A 22,075-nucleotide genomic window follows, 5' to 3' on the forward strand; every position below is an offset into this window, starting at 1 on the left:
GGAGAAGAGTTGACACGAAACGTAGGACCGGGTCCAGCCCACCGGTCCGAAACCACAAGTAGCGCAGTGCCGGTGGCGGCACGACCCGGACGCAGCTTCGGCGCGCGGAGCTCCGCGCGGCCGTTGGCAGGCCTGGCGACCGTGGTCGCGATAGGTCTGATCTTCGGCCTGGCGGTCGCGCTGTTCCGCGGCAGCTTCACCAAGACTGAGCCCATCACGCTGATCTCGGACCGGGCGGGCCTGGTGATGAACCCGGACGCCAAGGTGAAGATGCGTGGCGTGCAGGTTGGCACCGTCAGCTCGATAGAGCAGCGCGCCGACGGCAAGGCCGTGCTGCACCTGGCGATGAACCCGTCCCAGCTTCGCCTGATCCCCGACAACGTTCAGGCCGATATCGCCTCGACGACAGTGTTCGGCGCCAAGTACGTCCAGCTTGTTGCACCGGACAAGCCGTCGTCCGACAAGCTCCGCCCCGGTCAGATCCTGCAGGGCGACCATGTCACCGTCGAGATGAACACGGTCTTCCAGCAATTGACCAATGTGTTGAACAAGATCGACCCGGCGAAGCTCAACGAAACCCTGGGCGCGCTGTCCTCAGCCTTCTCCGGACGCGGGGAGGCGATGGGGCAGTCCCTGTCCGACTTCGATGCGGTATTGAAGAAGATCGAGCCGAGCCTGCCCAATCTGACCGGCGACATCGAGAGCATGGCTGCGGTATCACGGGCCTATGGTGACGCGGCACCCGATCTGCTCAGGACCGTCGAAAACACCAACAAGCTGAGCGACAGCATCGTGGCCGAGCAGCAGAACCTGGACAACTTCCTGGTCAGCTCGATCGGCCTGGCCGACGCCGGCAACGACGTCATCGGCGGCAACCGGCAGGCGCTCAGCACCACGCTGAACCTGTTGGCACCCACCACCGATCTGCTCAACGAGTACGCACCCGGAATCGAGTGCGGCCTCAAGGGCATGCTGTACCTCTACCACCAGCCGCCGCAGATGGAACCCGGCGTTGTGGTCAACGTGGCATTCACCCTGGGCATCGAGCGCTACCGCTACCCGCAGAACCTACCCAAGGTGGCAGCCAAGGGCGGCCCGCACTGCATGGGCCTGCCGTACATCGGATTCGGCAACAAGGCCAAGTACCTCGTCACCGATACCAACGCCAACCCGTTCAAGTACGGCAACCAGGGCATCCTGCTCAACTCCGACGGGCTCAAGCAGATTCTGTTCGGTCCGCTCGACGGTCCGCCACGTAACACCATGCAGATCGGACAACCGGGATGACGCGCGGCAGAAGCACATTCATCAAGTTCGCGTCCTTCGCGGTGGTGATGGCGGTTCTCACAGCTTTCCTGTTCATGACGTTCTCGGAGTACCGCGGCGGTTCCTACTCGGGCTACTCGGCAGTGTTCGGCGATGCCTCCCGACTGGAGGCCGGGGACTCGGTGCGTGTTGCCGGGGTCCGAGTGGGTACGGTGAAAAGCGTTTCGTTGCAACCGGACAAGTCGGTCCTGGTCGACTTCGACACCGACCGTAGCGTTGCCCTGACAACGAGCACCAAGGCCGCGATTCGCTACCTGAACCTGGTCGGGGACCGCTACCTGGAACTGGTCGACAGCCCCGGCTCGACGAAACTGCTGCCCGCAGGCTCTCAGATCCCGAAGGACCGCACCGCAAGTGCGCTGGACCTCGATCTGCTGCTCGGCGGCCTGCGTCCGGTGATCCAGGGACTCAATCCCCAGGACGTCAATGCGTTGACGTCCTCGCTGATCCAGATCTTCCAAGGGCAGGGCGACACCCTGGATTCGCTGCTGAGCAAGACCTCGTCGTTCTCGAACACGTTGGCCAACAACGACCAGGTCATCCAGCAGCTGATCGACAACCTGAACTCGGTGGTCGGCACGCTGGCCAAGGACGGTAAGAAGTTCGACGGAACCGTTGACCGTCTCGAACAGTTGATCAGCGGTCTGTCGCAGGACCGCGACCCGCTGGGCACCGCGGTGACTCAGCTCGACAACGGAACTGCCTCGCTCGCAAGTCTTCTCACTGAGGCACGGCCACCGCTCAAGGGCACCGTCGACCAGATGAACCGGCTGGCGCCTTTGCTCGATGACCATCAGATCGTCCTGGACCGGGGTCTGCAGAAGGCCCCTGACAACTTCCGCAAGCTGGCCCGGCTGGGCTCCTACGGCAGCTGGATCATGTACTACATCTGCGGACTTTCCATCCGTGTCACCGATCTACAGGGGCGCACTGCGCACTTCCCGATGATCAAACAAGAAGGCGGGAGGTGCGCGGAGCCCTGATGCTCAAGTACCGCGAATCAAACCTGATCAAGGCAGGTTTCATCGGCGTCGTGCTGATGATGCTCATCATCGCCGTCGGCCTCCAGCCCGAAAGGCTGCAGCAGTGGGCATCCTCGGTGCGCCATCAGGCACTGTTCACCGAGGCCGGCGGTATCGCCGCCGGCAACGACGTCACCTTGTCCGGAATCAAGATCGGTGCGGTCACCGACGTGTCGCTGGAGAACGGCGACGCGTTGGTCACGTTCACCACCGAAGGCAAGTACCCGCTGGGGTCGCTGACGACGGCGCATATCCGTACCGGCTCGCTGCTGGGTGAGCGGGTGCTGACGTTGGAGTCCGACGGCGCCGGCACGCTGCGTACCACCGACGTGATCCCCACGTCACGGACGTCGTCGCCGTACTCGCTGACCGACGCCGTCAGTGACCTGACCACCAATTCGGCGGGTACCGATACGGCTTCGCTGAACCAGTCCCTGGATACGCTGTCGGCGACCGTCGATCAGGTCGCGCCGAAGCTCGGGCCGACGTTCGACGGCCTGAGTCGGCTGTCGAAATCGATCAACGGGCGCAACGAGAGTCTGGCCGACCTGCTCAAGAGTGCCAGCGACGTGACCGTGGTGTTATCGCAGCGCAGCGACCAGCTGAACACGTTGATCCTCAACGCCAATGATCTGCTCGGTGTGCTCAACGACCGGCGCCAGGCCATCGTCGACCTGCTGGCGAACACCGCCGCGGTCTCGCAGCAACTGTCTGGACTCGTCGCCGACAACGAGGCACAGCTGGCGCCGACACTCAAGCGGCTCAACTCGGTGACCGCGATGCTGGAACGCAATCGCGACAACATCACCAAGGCGTTGCCGAACTTGAACAAGTTCCAGCTGTCTCAGGCCGAGACGCTGGCGAACGGTGCCTACTACAACGCCTATGTTCCGAACCTGCAGCCCGCACAGTTGCTGCAGCCGTTCATGGACTACGCGTTCGGATTCCGGCGGGGGACGAATGCCGGCCAGCCACCGGACAATGCCGGCCCGCGGGCCGAATTGCCCTTGCCCTACAACGGAATTCCGGGAGGTTCGCGCTGATGAACCGCAGTCGTCTCGGTAAGTGGCTTGCGGTGACGTTGGTCGCCCTGTTGGTCGTCGGCACGGTAGTGCTGCTGCGTCAGACATTCTTCGGGCAGAAGACCATCTCCGCGATGTTCACCTCGGCCACCGGCGTCTATCCGGGTGACGACGTCCGGGTGTCCGGCGTCAAGGTCGGCACCATCGAGTCCATCAAACCCGAGGGCGTCCAGACCCGGGTGACCCTCAAGCTTGACCACGACGTACCGATTCCCGCGGACGCCAAAGCGGTGATCGTGGCCCAGAACCTGGTGGCCGCACGCTATGTACAGCTGGCGCCGGCGTACCGGTCGAGTGGCCCGACGCTGCCTGACGACGCGGTGATCGGACTGGACCGCACCGCCGTTCCGGTGGAATGGGATCAGGTAAAGGAACAGCTCATGCGGCTGTCCACCGACCTGGGGCCACAAAGCGGCGTCGACGGGACGTCGGTGTCCCGGTTCATCAACAGCACGGCCGATGCGATGGCCGGCAACGGAGACAAACTGCGCCAGACCATTTCGCAGTTGTCCGGCGTTGCCCGAGTGCTGGCCGAGGGTAGCGGCAACATCGTCGACATCATCAAGAACCTGCAGACGTTCGTCACCGCGTTGCGGGACAGCAACCAGCAGGTGGTGCAGTTCCAGAATCGGCTGGCGACCCTGACCAGTGTGGTCGACGGCAGCCGATCCGACCTCGACGCGGCGCTGACCAACCTGTCGGTCGCGGTCGTCGAGGTGCAGCGATTCGTCGCGGGATCCCGTGATCAGACCTCCGAACAGGTGCAGCGGCTGGCCAATGTCACGCAGAACCTGGTCGACAACAAGATGCACATCGAGCAGCTACTTCACGTCGCACCCAACGCGTTCATGAACGGCTACAACATCTACAACCCGGACACGGGCAGCGCTGTCGGCCAGTTCGTGATGAACAACTTCTCCAATCCGGTCGAGTTCATCTGCGGCGCCATCGGTGCCGTGGAGAACACAACGGCACCGGAGACCGCGAAGCTCTGCTCGCAGTACCTCGGGCCGGCATTGCGGCTGATCAACTTCAACTACCTGCCGTTCCCGATCTCGCCGTACCTGATGCCGTCGGCAAGCCCCGAGCAGCTCGAGTACTCCGAACCGAGTCTGATGCCCGGCGGCGAGGGTGGGTCACCTACCGCTCCCGAGACTCCACCGGCGATCTCGGCTTACAACCCGGGGCCCGAACCGCCTCCGCCGTTCACCGGCCGGGAGCCCGGGGTGGCGCCGCCAGGAGCCCAGCAGCTCTTGCCGGGTGGCGAGTTCTATCCGCCCAACATGCCGAACACGGTGTCGGACATGCTCAATCCGACTGGCGGACAGCCGGGACCGCCTCCGGGGCCGCCACCCGGTCCGCTGGCCGCCGAATCCCCGGCGCCTGCGGCCCCCGCACCAGCAGAAGGGACGCCTCCAGCATGAGCAGGGGAAAGCCGGTACGACTGGCGATCGCCGTCGGATCCTGCGTCGCGTTGACCGCCAGCGGGTGTGCCTTTCAGGGCGTCAACTCGCTGCCCCTCCCCGGGGCGGTCGGACGTGGGGCGGACTCCAGCGTCTACCACGTCGAGATCGCGAATGTGGCGACGCTGGAACCGAATTCACCGGTGATGATGAATGACGTCGTCGTCGGCAGCGTGCGGAGCCTGTCAGTGAAGGACTGGCACGCCGACGTCGAGTTCTCGGTGCAGCCGGGAGTTGCGGTGCCGGCCAACGTGGTGGCCACCATCGGACAGACCAGCCTCTTGGGCTCGATGCATCTGGCGATCAACCCGCCGGCAGGTCAGGCTCCCGAGGGGGAGCTCGCTCCTGGCGCGACGATTGCGCTCAACAACTCGTCGACATATCCGACAACAGAGCAGACGCTGTCCTCGCTGGCCGCCGTGGTGAACGGCGGCGGCCTGGGACAGATGGGCGACATCATCCACAACTTCAGTGCTGCGATCAACGGCCGGGAAACTGATTTCCGCGACCTGCTCACCCGACTGGATACCTTCGTCGGGGCGCTGGATGCCCAGCGCGACAACATTGTCGCGTCCATCCAGGGCCTGAATCAGCTGGCCTCGACCTTCGCCGGGCAACGCGATGTCATCACGCGCGCACTGGAGAAGATTCCGCCGGCACTCGACGTATTGATCAAGGAGCGGCCGCGATTCACCACCGCGCTTCAGAAGCTCGGAACCTTCAGTGCCACCGCCAACCAATTCGTCAATGAGTCGCAGGCTGATCTGGTCAGGAACCTCAAGAACCTGGAGCCCGCGCTGAAGGCGCTGGCCAACGTCGGGCCAGACCTGACTGCGGCGCTCGAATATGCCCCGCATTTCCCGTTCACCCAGAGCTTCATGGACCGGGTGATCCGAGGGGACTACTACAACCTGTTCGCGTACTTCGACATGACCATCCCGCACCTCAAGCGCAGCCTGATGATGGGGACCCGCTGGGAGCAGGGGGACGCGCAGAACGTTCCGGTGCCGGGGGATCCGGGATACCTGAACTACACCTATGACCCGCTCAAGACCGGGGTCGCTCCGCCGCCGCCGGATGGGTTGCCGCCGGCTCCGGACGGACCGCCACCACCGGATCTCCCAGCGCCGACCTACTCGGGCCCGGTGCTCCCGGTGGTGCCTCCGGCGCCGATGACCATGCCCGGTGGCATGGCGCAGCCGGCTGCACCGTCGAGTCCATCGACATCCGTGTTCGCCGGACCCTATGCGCAGCAAGGCGGTCCGGCTTCAGCTGAGCAGCCGGCACCACCTACTGCACCTACTCCATCGACAGGGGGTGGCGGATAAATGCTCACCCGCTTCATCCGGACTCAGTTGATCCTCTTCACCGTCGCCTCCGTGGTCGGTGTGGCCGTCATGCTGTTCGCCTACATGCAGGTGCCGACGCTGCTCGGCATCGGTCGCATCACCGTGAAGATGGAACTGCCGGCGACCGGCGGTCTCTACCAGTTCGGCAATGTCACCTATCGCGGGTCCCAGATCGGCAAGGTCACGTCGGTGGAGCTGACCGACAAGGGGGCTGAGGCGACGCTGTCCCTGGACCGCTCGCCAAAGGTGCCTGCGGATCTGGCCGCCGAGGTCCGCAGCATGTCGGCGGTCGGCGAGCAGTACGTTGAGTTGTTGCCGCGCACCAACTCTGGGCCCTACCTAGACAACGGGTCGGTGATCGCGATGTCGAACACCAAGATTCCGCAGCAGGTCGGACCGATGCTCGATCAGCTCAGCGCCCTGGTGGACACCATCCCGAAGGACAAGCTGAGCCAGCTGCTCGACGAGTCCTACAACGCGTTCAACGGAACCGGCTACGACTTCGGCTCGTTGCTGGACTCGGCATCGACGATCACCAGGGACTCCAATGCGGTTTCCGACCAGACGCGTGCGTTGATCGACGACTCGAAGCCTTTCCTCGATGCGCAGGCCCAGACCACCGATTCGATCCGGACTTGGGCGGCCAGCATGGCCGGTATCACCGGGCAGGTCGCCGAGAACGATCCCGAGGTGCGCTCGCTGCTGCGCAACGGCCCGGGGTTCGCCCAGGAGACCACCAAGCTGCTCGAGCAGATCAAGCCGACCCTGCCGATCCTGCTGGCGAATCTGACCACGTTCGGCCAGATCGCGGTCACCTACAACCCGTCGATCGAGCAGTTGTTGGTGTTGTTGCCGCCGTACGTTGCCCAGCTGCAAACCTACGCGCCGACCAACAATACGAGCGGTCTGCCGATGGCAGACTTCTCGCTGGGCCTGGGTGATCCGCCGACCTGCACGGTGGGCTTCCTGCCGCCGTCGGCCTGGCGCTCACCGGCCGACACCACCGTCATAGACACACCGGACAACATCTACTGCAAGCTGCCGCAGGATTCCCCGATCGGTGTCCGCGGTGCGCGAAATTACCCGTGCATGGGGCATCCGGGCAAGCGGGCGCCCACGGTCGAGTTGTGTAACGACCCAAAGGGTTTCCAGCCGATCGCGCAGCGCCAGCATGCGCTCGGCCCGTACCCGCTTGACCCCAGCCTGATCGCCCAGGGCGTACCTCCGGATACCCGGGTGCTACCGGACGAGAAGATCTTCGGGCCGCTCGGGGGCACTCCGCTGCCGCCGGGGGTGACGGCTCCGCCGCCGGGCGCAGCGCCCGAACCGCAGCCGGCGCCGAACTTCGCCGGGACCAATCCGGGGTCGATGCTGCCGGGGCAGCCGATGTACCTGGAGCCGCCAGTGCCCGGCGTGCCACCGCCACCGCCAGGAGATCCCAACGCAGTACCCGTGCCTGCGGCGGACCAGCCACAAGCGACCGAGATTCCGCCCGTCCCCCACGGGCAGGGGGTGTTCCCGGACGCGCCTGAGCTACCCATGCCCGCACAACCAGGCGTTGCGCCGAGTGCCTTCGAGGGCGGTGCCGGAAACCGGCCGTCGGTGGCGATCGCGAAGTACAACCCCCGCACCGGGGAGTACATGGGTCCTGACGGCAACCTATACAAGCAGACAGATCTGGTGTCCGCACCCAAGTCATGGCAGGACCTGATGCCGACGTAGGCGGGATACCAAAAGAACTGGCCCCGGGGCAACCGCCCGGGGCCAGTTCTTTTGTCTGTGTGTGGTTTTCGGCTAGGCGGGCCGCATGTAGAACGGCATCCGGACGGCGGGCCACTGGTTGCGCCCACATGAGCCGCTCGGGCCGGTGGTCACGTCCTCGCCGGTGTATTCGGTCGAGGCCAGGTCCACGTGGCCGTCGAAGCCCACCGGGTAGATCTTGTAGATCTGCATGCCCTCGACGGGGGTGCCGTCGGCGCAGAAGCGCCAGTTGGGTACGACCCGCTTGACGTACCAGAGGCCGTTGGTCGTGTAGATGGGTGCATTCCAGCCCGCGTCGCTGTTCACCGTGCCGCTGCATTCGGTGGGGGAGATGCACTGGGTCGAGATGGTCCACGTGCTACGGGTGGAGGGCTGGTTCTCGTAGCGGTCGTTGATCCTGGCCCATTCGCCGTTGGACGATGTGGCAAAAGTGCCGTTGATACCCCATTGCTCGCCGGCGACCGCGGGGGCGGCGCCGCTCAGGCCGACAACTGCCGCTGCGGCTATGGCCACCGCACCAGCACTCACCCGGGAGACAGACATGGACGCTCCTTCTGGCCGGCCTGACGAGGCGGTAGCCATGTTCTCAGTTTGGGAGAATATCACTATCAATGCCGGGTCCATGATCGATTCGGCGACGCCAGCCCATCACGCTGTCGGCTTGGGGACCAGCGGCGGGTGCTTCGTAGTAATATTCTCCAAAACTGAGAGTTTAATTTCCAGCTATGCGAAAGTAGCAACGTGCGTGTGACGGTGATGGCGACCGCTTCAGTGATTGTCGCCGGGATGCTGGCTGCTCCGCAGGCGAACGCGGGACCGCAGACGTGTAATGACGCTTTTTGCACGCCGGGGATCAACCCGAACGCAGTACTCGGCGCTCCGTGCGACAACACCTCCTACTACGTGTTCGGCGTGGACGCCCGCAACGGTTGGGGACGCCTGGTGTTCTGCGGCTCCCCGCGGCGCTACGAGCCACGGTGGTTCCGGTCGCCACCCATGGTGGGCATCCGCGACGAGAACAGTCTGTGCATCAACGAACAGAACTCGGTGGCGCAGGCCCCGGACGGCCTGTTCCTGAGCTGCGTCCCGATGAACGGTGAGACGCGCTGGCTTCGCGGCGACGCCTGAGTCAAGAACTGTAGAAATGGCTTGGGGGCGACGCGAAACGCGTCGCCCCCAAGCCATTCGGCTTTGAGCTGGGGTCTACCAGTTCCGGATCGAACACAGCGCGCCCTTGGGGCCGCTGTTGGTCTTGACCACCACGCCGTCGACCGCCAGTTTGCAGTTGAACCCGGGCGTGGGGAGATTGGGCGACTCGCCGCTCTGTACCAGCACCATGGCCCACAGGTCGGGATCCGCAAGCATGGCATCAAATACCCATGGTTTGTCCGGTGCCACGTCCACGTCGGCTCTCGGGCTGAATTGATACGGATTGTGGCTGTAGTCCGAGAACTGAACCGGATCGGTGTCGCGGTAATAGATGTGAGCCCAGTACGGCGCATCGGCGGTGACGGTGTATTGCACGTGACGCAGCGGCGGTCCCACCGGTTCCGGATCGTCGGCGAATGCCGGTGCGGCCGTGGCGATCGCGCCGGCCGCCAGCGCGGAGGCCGTCGCGAAGGTCAGGGCTCGGCTCATCAGATGGCGCATCGGTCACATCCTCGTCAGCGTGAACGGGTAGGTGAATGAGCCACCGGGAGCGCCGTCGCAACCCGCGTCGAACGTGGACACCATCTCGCCCGCGAGGGTGTTCGCGTCCCACGTGTACACATCATGGGTCGGAATCGTCGGTCCATAGTAGATGTCCCCGCACCGCAGGCCGTAGAACTCATCGATCGTCAAGGTGTAGCGACCGTCGACCAGCTTTGCGTTCCCCGTGTTGGGGACAGCCTTGGCGACCGGCTGCGGGATCGTCCGGATGGTGATGCAGTCGTGCTGCCGGACGTCCGACCCCGGATCGCGGCACGGCGTGATGGCCGACCAGATCCAGGTGTGGAAATCCCTGCGATCCGGCATGTTGAGGTTGTAGTTGCCGAAATACATGGCCTGCGATGGCGGCGCCAAGGCGATTGCTGTCCCCAACCCGAGCGCGGCGCTCATCGCCACGCGGATCAAGCTGGACTTCACAGGCACACCTCCACGGATCGGAGCACTGGTCGGCTGACTATAGAACGAGAACACGCTTCACCGTGCTGAAACCGGAATCTCATCTTCGCCAGAGAGATTGTCATTCTCGCGATTGGAGAATAACAAATACGGCGAAGATGAGATCCGCGAAATCGTCAGTCGAGCCGCGCGGTCAGCGCACCGGCTTGAATGTGATGTTCAGGTCGGTCAGGCCACGCAGGATGAAGGTCGGCTCGTAGGTGTAGCGCCGATCGTCGGCGGGGCCGTGGAACTCCTCGTCGATGGCGATATCGGCCATGCGGTCCAGGATCCGCTCCAACGACACCCGGCCCTCGACGCGGGCCAGCGGACCACCCGGGCAGCTGTGCACGCCGCGGCCGAACGCGATGTGCTCGCGCACGTTCTTGCGGTCGAGGCTGAAGGTGTGCGGGTCTTCGAAGCGGACCGGGTCGCGGTTCACCGCGCCCGGGCACACCATCATGGTGGTGCCCGCGGGAACGTCGATGTCGCCGAGCTTGGTGTTCTTCTTGGCCAACCGAAATTGGCTCTTGACCGGAGCGTCCATCCGGAGGGCTTCCTCGACGAAGGTCGGGATGCGGCTACGGTCGTCGCGCAGGGCCTGCTGGATGTCAGGGCGGTCGCCGAGTACGCGCAGCGAGGCCGAGAGCAGCTTGGTGGTGGTCTCCTGGCCGGCGGCGAAGAGGAAGGTCGCCGACCGGACCACCTCGATGACGGGCGGTACGGAGCCGTCCGGGTAGTTCGCCGTGGCGAGTGCAGTCAGCACGTCGTCGCGGGGTTCCTTGCGCCGGTCCTCGAGGTAGCTGATGAACTTCTCGTCCAGCCATTCCAATGGATTGCTGGCCACGAGGTCGCCGTCGAGGGAGCCCACCTGAGCTCCGGGCCGGGGGGCGCCCAGCACGGTCCGGAACTCCTCGTGGTCTTCTTCCGGCACGCCGAGCATGTCGGCGATCACCAGGAGTGAGAAGGGCTTTGCGTAGGCGCTGAGGAACTCACACTTGCCGTCGGCGATGAAATCGTCGAGGCACTGGTCGGCGAGCCGCCACATGAAGTCCTCGTTCTCCTTCAACCGGCGCGGCGTGAGCAGCCGATTGAGCAGGGAACGGGCATTGGTGTGGTCGGGCGGGTCCATGGTCACCATGTGCTCGAACATCGGCATCTGCGAGCGGTGCGCGGTGATCTGCTCGGTGATGTCGTCGCCTTCAGGCGTGAAGGGCAGCGGCGGGAATGGTCCGGCCACGGCGATGCAGGACGAGAAGGTGTCGGTGTCCTTGAGGACCGTGGTGGCCTCCTCGAACCCGGTGATCGCCATGACGCCGTAGTTCGGTTCGGTCACGACCGGACACTTGCTGCGCAGGTGGTCGAAGTACGGGTGCGGGTCGGGTACCAGCGACTGGTCGGTGAAATAGTCGATGGTGTCGTAATTGGTCTCGCTCATGATGTGCGCTGCCTCCCGAAATCAATGTGCGCTGCAGTGGTTTCGCGACGGGCTGCACCGTGCGAAGAATTTTCGAAAATTGCTGAGCACCTGCTTAGCATGACGGTAGAGTCGTGGTCAAGATCACCTGGCTGGGCGAAAGTTACGATCAGCCAGACGTTGTCGACGACAAGGTGCAAGGAGGATCGATGGCATCGGCGCGAAGGATCGGGGCGCCGGACGCGAAGAACCGGATCGTGCTGCTCGACGCTGCCGAGGCGCTGATGATCGAGGAAGGGTACGTCGCGGTCACGTCCCGGCGGGTGGCAGAACGGGCCGGGCTCAAGCCCCAGCTGGTGCATTACTACTTCCGCACGATGGACGACCTGTTCCTGGCCGTGTTCGTGCGGCGGGCGGACGAGGGGTTGGCTGCGCAGGCCGAGGCCCTGAACTCGCCGCAGCCGTTGTGGGCGCTGTGGCGGTTCGGCACAGACCCGAGCGCTACGCGCTTGACGATGGAGATGACCGGGCTTGCCAATCACCGACCGGTGCTGCGGGCTGAGATCGGCCGCTACGCCGAGATGTTCCGTGAGGCGGAGACCAAGGCGATCGAGGCAGCGCTGCAGCGCTACGGCGTCGATGCGTCCGAGGTGCCCCCGATCGTGTGGACATTCATCGCAGCCAGTGTGTCGCGGGTGATGGTGATGGAGCAGGCGCTCGGCATGACGGCAGGTCACGCCGAGGTGCTTCAGTTCTGCGAGGACTGGCTGCGACGTCTGGAAGGTGAGCCGCAGCCGCTGGAACTGCCGGCCTGAGGCACGCGTCTGCCCGAGCGCTCCCCCGCAAGCGGGAGGGGCCCCCAGCGAACGTCCCCCGAAACCAAGGTTGCGGGGGACGTTCACCGGTGGCTCGGAAAGCTAGAGCGAGAGGATGGTGGCCGAGGCTGTTCCCGGCGCGCCGTAGACCTGGGCCAGGCCGACGCGCGGGTTGCCCGGTACCTGACGCTCGCCCGCCTCGCCGCGAAGCTGACGCACGAGCTCGTGCATCTGGCGAAGGCCGGAGGCGCCGATCGGCTCGCCGTTGGCGATCAGGCCGCCGTCGGTGTTGACCGGCATCGTGCCGTTGATCTCCGTCGCGCCTTCGAGCAGTAGCTTCTCCTGGTCGCCGTCGGCGCACAGGCCCGTCTCGGCCATGTGGATCACCTCGGCGCCGGCGTCGGTGTCCTGCAGTTGGGCGATGTCGACGTCCTCGGGACCGATGCCCGCGGCCTCATAGGCGGCCTTGGCCGCATATGCGGTCGGCGAGGGATCCTCATCCATTGGTGCCGAGGTGCCGTGCACCTCGTAGGCCCCGTAGGTGCGCGTACGGATCTCGCTGGCCCGCACATAAACCGGCTTGTCGGTGTACTTGTGCGCGATGTCGGCGCGACACATGATCACCGCGGCCGCACCCTCGTCGGGGGCGCAGAACATGTACTGCCGCAGCGGGTAGTTCAGCACCGGCGACGCCATGATCTCCTCGACCGAGATCTCCTTGCGCCGGAACGCATTCGGGTTCAGCTCACCGTTGCGGAAGTTCTTGTTGGCCACCCGGGCCAGCGTCTCCTCGGAGATGTTGTGCTTGTGGATGTAGTGGTTGGCCTTCATGCCAAAAAACTTGGTGGTTACGAACTGGCCGTTCTCGGCATACCACTGCGGCAGTGCGAGTTTCGCCGGATCGTCGGTGAAGGCACCGCGCGGGTGCTTGTCCAGACCGATCGCGATGCCGATGTCGTACTTGCCCAACCGGATGGTGTCGGCGGTCTGTTGGATGGCGCTGGCCGCGGTGGCACACGCGTTGAACACGTTGGTGAAGGTGATGCCGGTCAGCCCGACCAGGCGGGTGACCGCATCCGGATTGGACACCTCATAGCTGCCGCCGAACCCGAACTGGATGTCCTTCCACTCCAGGCCCGCATCCTCGAGCGCGAATTGGATCGCCTCGGCACCCATCTGCATCGCGGTCTTGTCGAAGCGGCCGAACGGGTGCAGGCCGACGCCGATGATGGCTACATCGTTGGTCATGTGCGTGCCCTTCTAGACGGGTTGGAAGGCGAACGTGAAGATGTCGTTGCCTTCTTCGTCGGTGGTGAACGGGATCATGGTGAGTTCGACGTCCATGCCGAATTGCAGTTTGGCGGGGTCGTTTTCGGTGAGGCGTCCTTCGACGCGCAGGACGGGTCCGGTGTCGTCGGTGAGTTCGACCAGGCCGACGCCGAAGGGGACGAAGTTCTTGCCGGTGGGCCCCTTGTAGGGGGCGCCGGGTGGGAAGCCCTGGGTGGTCCAGGCGATGACGGTGCCGCGTCGGGGCAGGTTCACCTGTTCGGTGTTGGCGCCGGAGCACTTGGGGCACCGGGCCTGGGCGGGGAAGGTGGTGGCGGCGCAGTCGGTGCAACGGCTGCCGATCAGCTGGGGTTCGGCGTCAGGCCACGTCGAGATCTCGGGCGCCAGAGCAATCTGTGTTGACACGTCGCTGACGATAACTGGAAATGCAATTCTCGTCTAGTGAGAACCGACTCTCGGTAGTCTCTCGTGGGCAGTTCAGACGGGACAGCGGAGGGAGTCGGCGTGAGCGAGGTTCTACCGGGGGAGGTCCGCCAGATCGGGTACGTGGTCACCGACCTGGACGACGCGATATCGGGCTGGCTGAGGATGGGCGTCGGCCCGTGGTTCGTGATCCGCAACCTGCCGCAGCGAGTGCGCTACCGCGGTGACCCGTGTGAGGTGAAGCTGTCTCTCGCGTTGTCCAACAGCGGTGACCTGCAGGTCGAGTTGATCCAACAACTCGATGACACGCCCAGCATCTTCACCGAGTTCCTCGCCGGCGCTCCAGCCGGCGGCTTTCACCAACTCGCCTACTGGACAGCCGATTTCGATAAGGCGATGGCAAAGCTCGCCGAGGCCGGTTGGCCACTGGTGTGGTCGGGCGGGGAGGCCGAGGGCGTGCGCTTCGCCTACTTCGAACCGCCGACCGGCGCAGCGATCGTCGAGATCATGGAACTGACCGAATCCTCCGGCGGCATGGGCGCCTATGTACGGGAACAGGCTGTCACCTGGGACGGCAGTGACCCGGTCCGCGAATTGGGCGGCTGATCGGGGTGTGGTGACGTATGCCTGCCGGCGATGATTCAAGCCGGCGGTCAGTGGGAACTCAGTCGTTCCGAGCGCAAAAAGTGCCCTGGCTGAAACTGGAGTCTGACCATGTCATTAACCCGGCCCGTGAGGGCAACCCGCAACGGCGACCCTTGGGTCCGTATCCGGAAGTGGTCGATGACCGTCGGGATGGGCATCGCGCTCACTGCGGCGCCACTCGCCGGTTGCGGGTCAAGTGAGGACACCGCCCCGTCGACGACATCTGTCACCACGCCCACCACAGTCACCACACCCACCACTGTGGAGACCACTGCTCCTGCCCCCGGCGGCGAAGGCACCGTTCCGGGTGGACCCACGGGTGGCGGCGGTCCCGAAGGCGGGGGTGGTTCGATTCCCGGTGGCCCGACCGGTGGTGGTGGCCCCGGCGGTGGCGGCGGTCAGATTCCCGGTGGCCCGACCGGCAGTGGCGGACCGGGCGGTGGCGGCGGCTCGATTCCGGGCGGCCCGACCGGTGGCGGCGGACCCGGTGGCGGTGGCGGCTGCGTTCCCGGCGTGGGCTGCGTGCACGTTCCCTGACGTCGCCCGCCAGGCCTACTTACCCTTGTTCATCACCTTGTCCGCGGCGGCCCAGTGCTCGTCGGAGCACCAGAGCCGGGCGAAGGCCGAAACGGCCTCGGTGGTGGACACGCCGTTGATCACCCGTTTGACCTCGCCGGCCTGACGCCGGGCCAGTAACTGCGCCGTGGATCGCCAGGTCTCGGCGAACTCGGCGCGGGGAACTACCTGGTCGATCAGGCCGAACTGCTCCGCCTCGCGGGCACCGAGGATCCGGCCGGTTCCGGCGAGTAGCAGGGCCCGGCTGCGACCGACCAGGGTGGCGAGCCGTTCGGCCCCGCCCCAGGCGGGCATGATCGCCAGGGCCACCTGGTTGAAGCCGATCTTGATGTCATCGGCGGCGATTCGGATGTCTGCTGCCACGGCGACTTCGGCCCCGCCGCCCAGGGCATGGCCGTTGAGCGCGGCGATGACCGGTCCGTCGAATCCGGCGATGCGGTCGCAGATCGTGCGCATCCGCCAGGCCATCTCGGACGCCTCGAGTTCCGTGCGCAATGCCGCCAGTTCCTTGAGGTCACCTCCGGAGACAAAGGCGCGGTCGCCGCCGCCGGTGATCACCAGAGCGGACGCGCCTGCGGCGCCGTCCAACGCCTTGTTCAGCGCATCCATGGTGTCCAGCGAGATGGCGTTGCGTGCCTGCGGGCGGTCGATCGTGATGACCGCCAGTTCGCCGTCGATTTCGAGGTCGACCATCAAACGTTCTCCAGTTCCGGGATTGGCATTCTCGTTTGATGAGAATAACATCACCGTTGTGCGCGACATCCCCGTTGAGCTGACCAAACGGTACGTCGAAGAAGGCTGGTGGCGGCCCGAAACCCTGGGCCAGATGCTGGCCGACGGCCTGGCTGCCAGCCCCGATGCCGGCTTCTACGTGCATTCCGCGACGCGTCCGTACCGCGGCACCTTCGGCGAGGTCGAGCGCACCGCTCGACGGCTGGCGGCCGGGCTTCGTGATCGTGGAGTCGGGCCCGGCGACGTCGTGGCCATGCAGTTGCCGAACTGGATGGAGGCCGCGGTCGCGTTCTGGGCCTCGGCGTTCCTCGGGACCGTGACGGTGCCGATCGTGCACTTCTACGGACGCAAGGAACTCGGCCACATCATGGCCACGGCGCAGCCGAAGGTGTTCATCACCACCGAACAGTTCGGCCGGATGACGTACCAGCCTGACCTGTGTGCCGAGGTGCCGATCGTCGGGCTGGTCGGTCAACTTTCCTTCACCGAGCTTCTCGCCGACGAGCCGATGAGTGGCACGCTGACCGCGGATCCGGCCGCGCCGGCCCTGATCGCGTTCACCTCCGGAACCACCCGCGAACCCAAGGGTGTCATCCACAGCCACCAGACGCTGGGCTTCGAAACCCGCCAGTTGCTGGAGAACTACCCGCCGGACCGTGGCCGTCAGCTCACGGCCACGCCCGTCGGGCACTTCATCGGGATGCTCGGCGCGTTTCTGATCCCGGTGCTCGAAGGTGCGCCGATCGATCTGTGCGACGTGTGGGATCCGGGCAAGGTGCTGGAGCTGATCGAGCAGGACGAATTGTCGATCGGCGGTGGGCCACCGTATTTCGTCACCAGCCTGATGGACCATCCGCAGTTCAACGAACGCCATCTGGCCCGGTTCACCACTGTCGGCCTCGGCGGCTCGACGGTGCCCGCGGCCGTCACCCGGCGCCTGGCCGATCTGGGCCTGTTCGTCTTCCGTTCCTATGGGAGCACCGAGCATCCGTCGATCACCGGGTCCGGCGCAGGGGCCCCCGAGGCCAAGCGCCTGTACACCGACGGCAATGTGCGTCCCGGCGTGGAGATCCGGCTCGGCCCGGACGGCGAGATCTTCAGCCGCGGGCCGGACCTCTGCCTGGGCTACACCGACGATGCCCTGACCGCAAAGCATTTCGACGCCGACGGCTGGTACCGCACCGGGGATATCGGGGTGCTCGACGACGACGGCTATCTGACGATCACCGACCGCACCACTGATCTGATCATCCGGGGTGGCGAGAACATCAGCGCACTGGAGGTGGAGGAGGTGCTGCTCGGACTGCCCGATGTGATCGAGGCGATCGTGGTGGCCGCGCCGGATGCGCGTCTGGGGGAGCGGGTGGCCGCGGTACTCCGCGTGCGCGACGGCGGCATGATGCCGACTCTCGATCAGGTCCGGTCGCATTTCGAGTCCAACGGAGTGGCCCGGCAGAAGTGGCCGGAAGAGCTACATCTGGCCGAAGACTTGCCCCGTACGGCCAGCGGCAAGGTGCAGAAGTTCGTCATCCGTCAACAGATTGCTGCAATCGCCCGCTGAGCAGTCTCTGTGGCGTGCTGGGCATTGCGGCAGCTAGCAAGTGAGAATATGATTCTCGTGAATTGCAAAGGAGTTTTCCATGGGACAACTGTCGCATAGGGTCGACATTCCGTTTCCGCTGTTCGACGCGGACAACCACCTGTACGAGCCGCCGGAGGCCATGACCAAGTACCTCCCCAAGGAGTACAAGGACATCGTCCAGTACGTCGAGGTCAACGGACGTACCAAGATCGCGATCGACGGCCACATCAGCAACTACATCCCGAACCCCACGTTCTCGCATGTCGCCAAGCCCGGCGCATGGGAGGAGTACTTCAAGTTCGGCAACCCGGACGGCAAGAGCAAGCGTGAGCTGTTCGGTGAGCCGATGCGGTCCATCCCGGCCTTCTTCGAGCCGGGGCCGCGTCTGGAGCTGATGAACGAACTCGGCGTCGACCGCTCGCTGATGTTCCCGACGCTGGCCAGCCTCATCGAGGAGCGGCTGCGCGACAACCCGGTCGCCATCCACGTCATCATCCACTCGCTCAACCAGTGGCTGGACGAGGTCTGGGGCTTCAACTACCAGAACCGGATCTTCGTCACCCCGGTCATCACCCTGCCGATCGTCGAGAAGGCGATCGAGGAGTTGGAGTGGGCCGTCAAGCGCGGTGCCCGCGCCATCCTGGTCCGCCCGGCGCCGGTGCCCGGTTTCCGCGGCCCGCGCTCGTTCGCGTTGCCCGAGTTCGACCCCTTCTGGGAGCGCTGCGTCGAGTACGACGTGTTCGTCGGCATGCACTCCTCCGACAGCGGGTACTCGCGCTACACCTCGGAATGGGACGGCACCGTGCAGGAGATGCTGCCGTTCCAGACCAACGCCATGTCGATCCTCAACGAGTGGCGCCCGATCCAGGATGCCGTGGCTTCCTGGGTGATCCACGGTGCGCTGTTCCGCCATCCGAAGCTCAAGGTCGGCATCGTCGAAGCCGGCTCGAAATGGATGTTCCCGCTGCTGGATTCGATGGCCGAGGTCTACAAGAAGGCTCCCGAGGCGTTCCTCGGCAACCCGATCGAAGAGATCAAGAACCGCATCTATGTCAGCCCGTTCTACGAGGAAGGCATCGACGACCTGATCAACCTGATCGGTGTCGACCAGGTGCTGTACGGCTCCGACTGGCCGCACCCGGAGGGTCTGGCCGAGCCCACCCACTACGTGACTGCGCTTGAGCACCTCGCTGTCGAGGATCAGGCCAAGATCATGGGTGGAAACCTCGGTCGCCTCGTCACGACCTAAGTGACTGGACACATCGGACAACCACAGACCATCCCCGCGATGGTCTTGGGTGCAGCGGACCGTTTCGGCGATGCCGAAGCTGTCGTCGACGGTCCGCTGCGCCTGTCCTTTGCCGAGGTCGGCGAGCGTATCCGGAAAGCCGCGGGTGCGTTCGCCGAGTTCGGCGTCGACAAGGGGGACCGGGTCGCGGTCTGGGCGCCCAACTCGGCCGAGTGGATCATCGCCGCATTCGGGATCATGGCCGCCGGCGGTGTCCTGGTTCCGGTCAATACGAGGTTCAAGGCCGACGAGGCCGCCGATGTGGTCGCGCGCAGCGGTGCCAAGGCGGTGATGATCCAAAAGGGTTTCCTGGGGCAGGATTTCACGTTCGCCGGGACCGATCTCGATGTTCCGACCATCGATCTGAAGTCGGACTTCTTGAGCAGTGGAACCCCGTTCACCCGGGATGTGAGCCCCACTGACGTCTCCGACGTCATCTTCACGTCGGGTACCACCGGCAGGCCCAAGGGCGCGATGATGAATCATCGTCAGACGCTGCGGGCGTACGAGGAGTGGGCCACCCTGGCGGATCTGCGCGAGGGTGACCGCTATCTGATGATCAACCCGTACTTCCACACCTTCGGGTTGAAGGCCGGGTTGGTGGCGTCCTTCCTCCGCGGTGCGACCATGTTGCCGGTCGGGGTGTTCGACGTCGACAGTGTCGTGGAACTCATTGAGCGCGAGCGCATCACGATGCTGCCCGGGCCACCCACGCTGTACCACTCGCTGCTGGCCGTCGCCGACCGCGACCGGCTGGCGACGTTGCGTGCCGGGGTGACCGGCGCCGCCGACATTCCGGTGGAGCTGGTGCGACGCATCCGCGAGGAGTTGCCGTTCCAGACGCTGATGACCGGGTACGGGCTCACCGAGGCAGGCAACGTCACGTTGTCGCGACCCGGTGACTCGGCCGAGGAGGTGGCCACCACCGCCGGACTTCCGTGCGGGGAGGTCGAGGTGCGCATCGCCGATGACGCCGAGGTGCTGGTGCGCGGATACAACGTGATGCAGGGCTACCTCGACGATCCGGCCGCGACCGCCGAGGCGATCGACCCCGACGGCTGGTTGCACACCGGAGATCTCGGCGAGTTCACCGAATCCGGCCGGCTGCGGATCGTCGGGCGCAAGAAGGACATGTTCATCGTCGGCGGCTTCAACGCCTACCCCGCGGAGATCGAAGGATTCCTGCTGGAGCATCCGGCGATCGCCCAGGTTGCCGTCATCGGCGTCGCCGACGAGCGGATGGGCCAGGTCGGCAAGGCGTTCGTGGTGCTGCGGGACGAGCCCGCGGTCTCGCCTGTGGCTGCCGCGGACCTCATCGCGTGGAGCCGCGAGCGCATGGCTGGCTACAAAGTGCCTCGGTATGTCGAGTTCCTCGACGAACTACCGCTCAATGCCACCGGCAAGGTGATGAAGAACCAGCTTGAGTCCCGGATAACTACCAGCCCGGGCTAAGTGAACGCACAGCACGTAAACATCATTTCCGCAGGTAAATGGCCATTTAAGCGCCTGCTGTCGATGATGTACTCTCGGGTCACTACCGCAAACTGATAACGTTATTCTCGTTAAGCAGGCTGCTGAACGGACAGGAGGTCGGCATGCCGTCCCGCAAGCCTTCGTCGCCGGTACTCGATACTAGCGAAGATGACGCGTCGCCAGGCGACGCACTCGAACAGGCCGAGTTGGCCGAGGCTGAGGCCGCAGAGGCCGAGGCCGTAGCGGCTGCCGCACGCGCCAGGGCCCGCGCCATTCGGCTGCGCAACCAGGCTGCCGCGGACGAGGACGTGGTCACGACGGTGGCCGAAGATGCCGACGACACCGCGGACGCCGAAGGGTCCGAGACCCCTGAGATCACCGAAACTGCCGGCGTAGATGCAGAGGCAGGAGCCGTCGAGGGCGCGTCGTCACGTCGCCTGCCGCGGGTGCGGGTCTCACGCCTGTTCTGGAAGATGCTGGCGAGCTGCCTGACGATCATCGTCATCGTGGGCCTGCTCGTCGCCAGCGGCTGGATGATCTGGCACCACCGTCAAGCCGAGCACCGCCAGCAACTCGCGGCGGAATACACCGCCGCCGCCCGCCAGACCGTCGTGACGCTCATGTCGCTCGATTTCAACCACGCCCAGGACGCCGTCAAGAACATCCTCGACAACTCGACGGGCGAGTTCCGGGAGGATTTCGAGTCGCAGTCGAAAGACTTCGTCAAGCTGGCCCAGGATGCCAAGGTGGTGACCGAGGCGAAAGTGACCGCCGCCGCTGTGGACACCATGAGCGATGACAAAGCTGTGGTCCTGGTCGCGGTCAACACCCAGGTCACCAACACCACAGGTGCCAACAAGCAACCGCGGCCGTGGCGGGTGGCCGTTGACATGGTCCGCGAAGGCGACCAGATCAAGCTGTCGAAAGTCGAGTTCGTGCCGTGACCGTGGACATCAAGAAGACCCAGAACGACACCGAGACGGCAGTCGAGAAAGAAGACACCGAGACGGCAGTCGAGATCGACGACACCGAGACGGAAGTCGAGATCCACAGCCCCGACGAGGCCGAGGACGTCACCGACACCGCAGCCGACGAGCCCGCGTCAGGGTGGTCGCAGAGGCTGGCGAAGCTGTGGGTCCCGCTGGCCCTGGTGGTGGCGCTGATCGCGTCAGCAGCTCTCGCCGGGTGGCTGTACTTCGCGCAGTTCCGCAACGACCAGCAGACCGGTGAGGCAGCGTCGGCGACGGTGCTCAAGGCGGCGAGCGACGGCACCGTGGCCCTGCTGAGCTACGCGCCGGACAGTCTCGACCGGGACTTCACAGCGGCCAAGACTCATCTGACCGGCGATTTCCTGTCCTACTACACCCAGTTCACCGAGGAGATCGTCGCTCCGGCGGCAAAACAGAAATCGGTCAAGACCACCGCTGCGGTGGTGCGCTCGGCCATCTCGGAGATCCATCCGGATTCAGCCGTGGCGCTGGTGTTCGTCAACCAGGCCACCACGAGCGCCGAGAACCCCAACGGGAGCTTCACGGCCAGCGCGGTCAAAGTGGGACTGAGCAAGATCGACGGCAACTGGTTGATCTCGTCGTTCGATCCTGTGTAGCGGGACCTTCCACCGACCGGCGTCAATCCTGAGCGTGACGCTCGTACTCCCAGCGCTCCAGCCACGTCTGCAGCTCGTGCACC

General features: G+C 65.0%; 22 protein-coding genes. 15 read left to right on the plus strand and 7 right to left on the minus strand.

Going from position 1 to position 22,075, the window contains the following annotated elements; translation table 11 throughout:
- The first annotated feature begins 9 nt into the window (after nucleotides 1-9).
- From AC4LGL_RS25035 to AC4LGL_RS25060, 6 genes are read left to right on the plus strand one after another with little or no spacing between them, the layout of a single operon-like run.
- Entirely contained in the window at nucleotides 10-1,287 is a 1,278-nt protein-coding gene (locus AC4LGL_RS25035) for an MCE family protein (protein WP_491841121.1), read from the plus strand.
- Nucleotides 1,284-2,309 (plus strand): MCE family protein, encoded by a 1,026-nt coding sequence (locus AC4LGL_RS25040; RefSeq protein WP_055115879.1) that lies wholly within the window; start codon nucleotides 1,284-1,286, stop codon nucleotides 2,307-2,309. The genes AC4LGL_RS25035 and AC4LGL_RS25040 overlap by 4 nt, the downstream gene beginning before the upstream one ends.
- Nucleotides 2,309-3,391, plus strand: a complete 1,083-nt coding sequence (locus AC4LGL_RS25045; protein ID WP_135359253.1) for an MCE family protein — start codon at nucleotides 2,309-2,311, stop codon at nucleotides 3,389-3,391. The genes AC4LGL_RS25040 and AC4LGL_RS25045 overlap by 1 nt, the downstream gene beginning before the upstream one ends.
- Entirely contained in the window at nucleotides 3,391-4,854 is a 1,464-nt protein-coding gene (locus tag AC4LGL_RS25050) for an MCE family protein (RefSeq protein WP_135359024.1), read from the plus strand. Before AC4LGL_RS25045 ends, AC4LGL_RS25050 begins: the two co-directional genes overlap by 1 nt.
- The gene (locus AC4LGL_RS25055; protein WP_135359023.1) at nucleotides 4,851-6,221 is read left to right on the plus strand and encodes an MCE family protein; all 1,371 of its coding nucleotides are present in this window, start codon (nucleotides 4,851-4,853) and stop codon (nucleotides 6,219-6,221) included. The genes AC4LGL_RS25050 and AC4LGL_RS25055 overlap by 4 nt, the downstream gene beginning before the upstream one ends.
- Nucleotides 6,222-7,964: an MCE family protein gene (locus tag AC4LGL_RS25060; RefSeq protein ID WP_135359022.1), complete on the plus strand. Its 1,743-nt coding sequence runs from the start codon at nucleotides 6,222-6,224 to the stop codon at nucleotides 7,962-7,964.
- 72 nt (nucleotides 7,965-8,036) lie between these two features.
- Here the strand turns inward: AC4LGL_RS25060 and AC4LGL_RS25065 are convergent, their stop codons facing one another.
- A complete protein-coding gene (locus AC4LGL_RS25065) occupies nucleotides 8,037-8,546 on the minus strand; it encodes an Rv2253/PknI dimerization domain-containing protein (protein WP_055115870.1) in 510 nt (169 codons plus the stop codon).
- Nucleotides 8,547-8,759: 213 nt separating this feature from the next.
- On the opposite strand from AC4LGL_RS25065, the gene AC4LGL_RS25070 reads away from it, so the two are divergent.
- Nucleotides 8,760-9,131 carry a hypothetical protein gene (locus AC4LGL_RS25070; RefSeq protein WP_044524129.1) on the plus strand — a complete coding sequence of 124 codons (372 nt, stop codon included), beginning with the start codon at nucleotides 8,760-8,762 and terminating at the stop codon, nucleotides 9,129-9,131.
- Between the two features lie 75 nt (nucleotides 9,132-9,206).
- Here the strand turns inward: AC4LGL_RS25070 and AC4LGL_RS25075 are convergent, their stop codons facing one another.
- From AC4LGL_RS25075 to AC4LGL_RS25085, 3 genes are all read right to left on the minus strand, one after another.
- On the minus strand, nucleotides 9,207-9,641 hold the full coding sequence (locus tag AC4LGL_RS25075) for an Rv2576c family protein (RefSeq protein ID WP_088304716.1): 435 nt from the start codon (nucleotides 9,639-9,641) through the stop codon (nucleotides 9,207-9,209).
- A gap of 15 nt (nucleotides 9,642-9,656) precedes the next feature.
- Nucleotides 9,657-10,130 carry a hypothetical protein gene (locus tag AC4LGL_RS25080; protein WP_055115868.1) on the minus strand — a complete coding sequence of 158 codons (474 nt, stop codon included), beginning with the start codon at nucleotides 10,128-10,130 and terminating at the stop codon, nucleotides 9,657-9,659.
- 172 nt (nucleotides 10,131-10,302) lie between these two features.
- The gene (locus tag AC4LGL_RS25085; RefSeq protein WP_088304691.1) at nucleotides 10,303-11,586 is read right to left on the minus strand and encodes a cytochrome P450; all 1,284 of its coding nucleotides are present in this window, start codon (nucleotides 11,584-11,586) and stop codon (nucleotides 10,303-10,305) included.
- Nucleotides 11,587-11,774: 188 nt separating this feature from the next.
- Here AC4LGL_RS25085 and AC4LGL_RS25090 point away from each other — a divergent pair, with 188 nt between their 5' ends.
- Complete coding sequence (locus AC4LGL_RS25090) at nucleotides 11,775-12,380, plus strand: TetR/AcrR family transcriptional regulator (protein ID WP_088304717.1); 606 nt, start codon at nucleotides 11,775-11,777, stop codon at nucleotides 12,378-12,380.
- Nucleotides 12,381-12,482: 102 nt separating this feature from the next.
- Here the strand turns inward: AC4LGL_RS25090 and AC4LGL_RS25095 are convergent, their stop codons facing one another.
- Both AC4LGL_RS25095 and AC4LGL_RS25100 read right to left on the minus strand, forming a co-directional pair.
- Entirely contained in the window at nucleotides 12,483-13,628 is a 1,146-nt protein-coding gene (locus AC4LGL_RS25095) for a thiolase family protein (protein WP_135359021.1), read from the minus strand.
- 12 nt (nucleotides 13,629-13,640) lie between these two features.
- On the minus strand, nucleotides 13,641-14,072 hold the full coding sequence (locus AC4LGL_RS25100) for a Zn-ribbon domain-containing OB-fold protein (RefSeq protein ID WP_491841122.1): 432 nt from the start codon (nucleotides 14,070-14,072) through the stop codon (nucleotides 13,641-13,643).
- Nucleotides 14,073-14,171: 99 nt separating this feature from the next.
- Between AC4LGL_RS25100 and AC4LGL_RS25105 the strand changes: the two genes are divergently transcribed.
- Nucleotides 14,172-14,696, plus strand: coding sequence for a VOC family protein (locus tag AC4LGL_RS25105; protein WP_135359019.1), 525 nt, complete (start codon nucleotides 14,172-14,174; stop codon nucleotides 14,694-14,696).
- Between the two features lie 177 nt (nucleotides 14,697-14,873).
- Nucleotides 14,874-15,272 carry a hypothetical protein gene (locus AC4LGL_RS25110; RefSeq protein ID WP_169618792.1) on the plus strand — a complete coding sequence of 133 codons (399 nt, stop codon included), beginning with the start codon at nucleotides 14,874-14,876 and terminating at the stop codon, nucleotides 15,270-15,272.
- A 15-nt stretch (nucleotides 15,273-15,287) separates the two neighbouring features.
- On the opposite strand, the gene AC4LGL_RS25115 is transcribed toward AC4LGL_RS25110, so the two are convergent.
- Nucleotides 15,288-16,004, minus strand: a complete 717-nt coding sequence (locus AC4LGL_RS25115; protein WP_055115857.1) for an enoyl-CoA hydratase/isomerase family protein — start codon at nucleotides 16,002-16,004, stop codon at nucleotides 15,288-15,290.
- A gap of 58 nt (nucleotides 16,005-16,062) precedes the next feature.
- Between AC4LGL_RS25115 and AC4LGL_RS25120 the strand changes: the two genes are divergently transcribed.
- The 5 genes from AC4LGL_RS25120 (at nucleotide 16,063) to AC4LGL_RS25140 (ending at nucleotide 21,992) form a co-directional block, all read left to right on the plus strand.
- A complete protein-coding gene (locus AC4LGL_RS25120; RefSeq protein ID WP_055120438.1) occupies nucleotides 16,063-17,604 on the plus strand; it encodes an AMP-binding protein in 1,542 nt (513 codons plus the stop codon).
- A 79-nt stretch (nucleotides 17,605-17,683) separates the two neighbouring features.
- Nucleotides 17,684-18,874: an amidohydrolase family protein gene (locus AC4LGL_RS25125; RefSeq protein ID WP_491841123.1), complete on the plus strand. Its 1,191-nt coding sequence runs from the start codon at nucleotides 17,684-17,686 to the stop codon at nucleotides 18,872-18,874.
- A 12-nt stretch (nucleotides 18,875-18,886) separates the two neighbouring features.
- On the plus strand, nucleotides 18,887-20,365 hold the full coding sequence (locus AC4LGL_RS25130; protein ID WP_491841393.1) for a FadD3 family acyl-CoA ligase: 1,479 nt from the start codon (nucleotides 18,887-18,889) through the stop codon (nucleotides 20,363-20,365).
- 143 nt (nucleotides 20,366-20,508) lie between these two features.
- Complete coding sequence (locus AC4LGL_RS25135) at nucleotides 20,509-21,330, plus strand: Rv1363c family protein (protein ID WP_491841124.1); 822 nt, start codon at nucleotides 20,509-20,511, stop codon at nucleotides 21,328-21,330.
- A complete protein-coding gene (locus AC4LGL_RS25140) occupies nucleotides 21,327-21,992 on the plus strand; it encodes a twin-arginine translocation pathway signal (protein WP_491841125.1) in 666 nt (221 codons plus the stop codon). The genes AC4LGL_RS25135 and AC4LGL_RS25140 overlap by 4 nt, the downstream gene beginning before the upstream one ends.
- Nucleotides 21,993-22,075 lie beyond the last annotated feature (83 nt).

Source organism: Mycolicibacterium arcueilense (assembly GCF_058536225.1).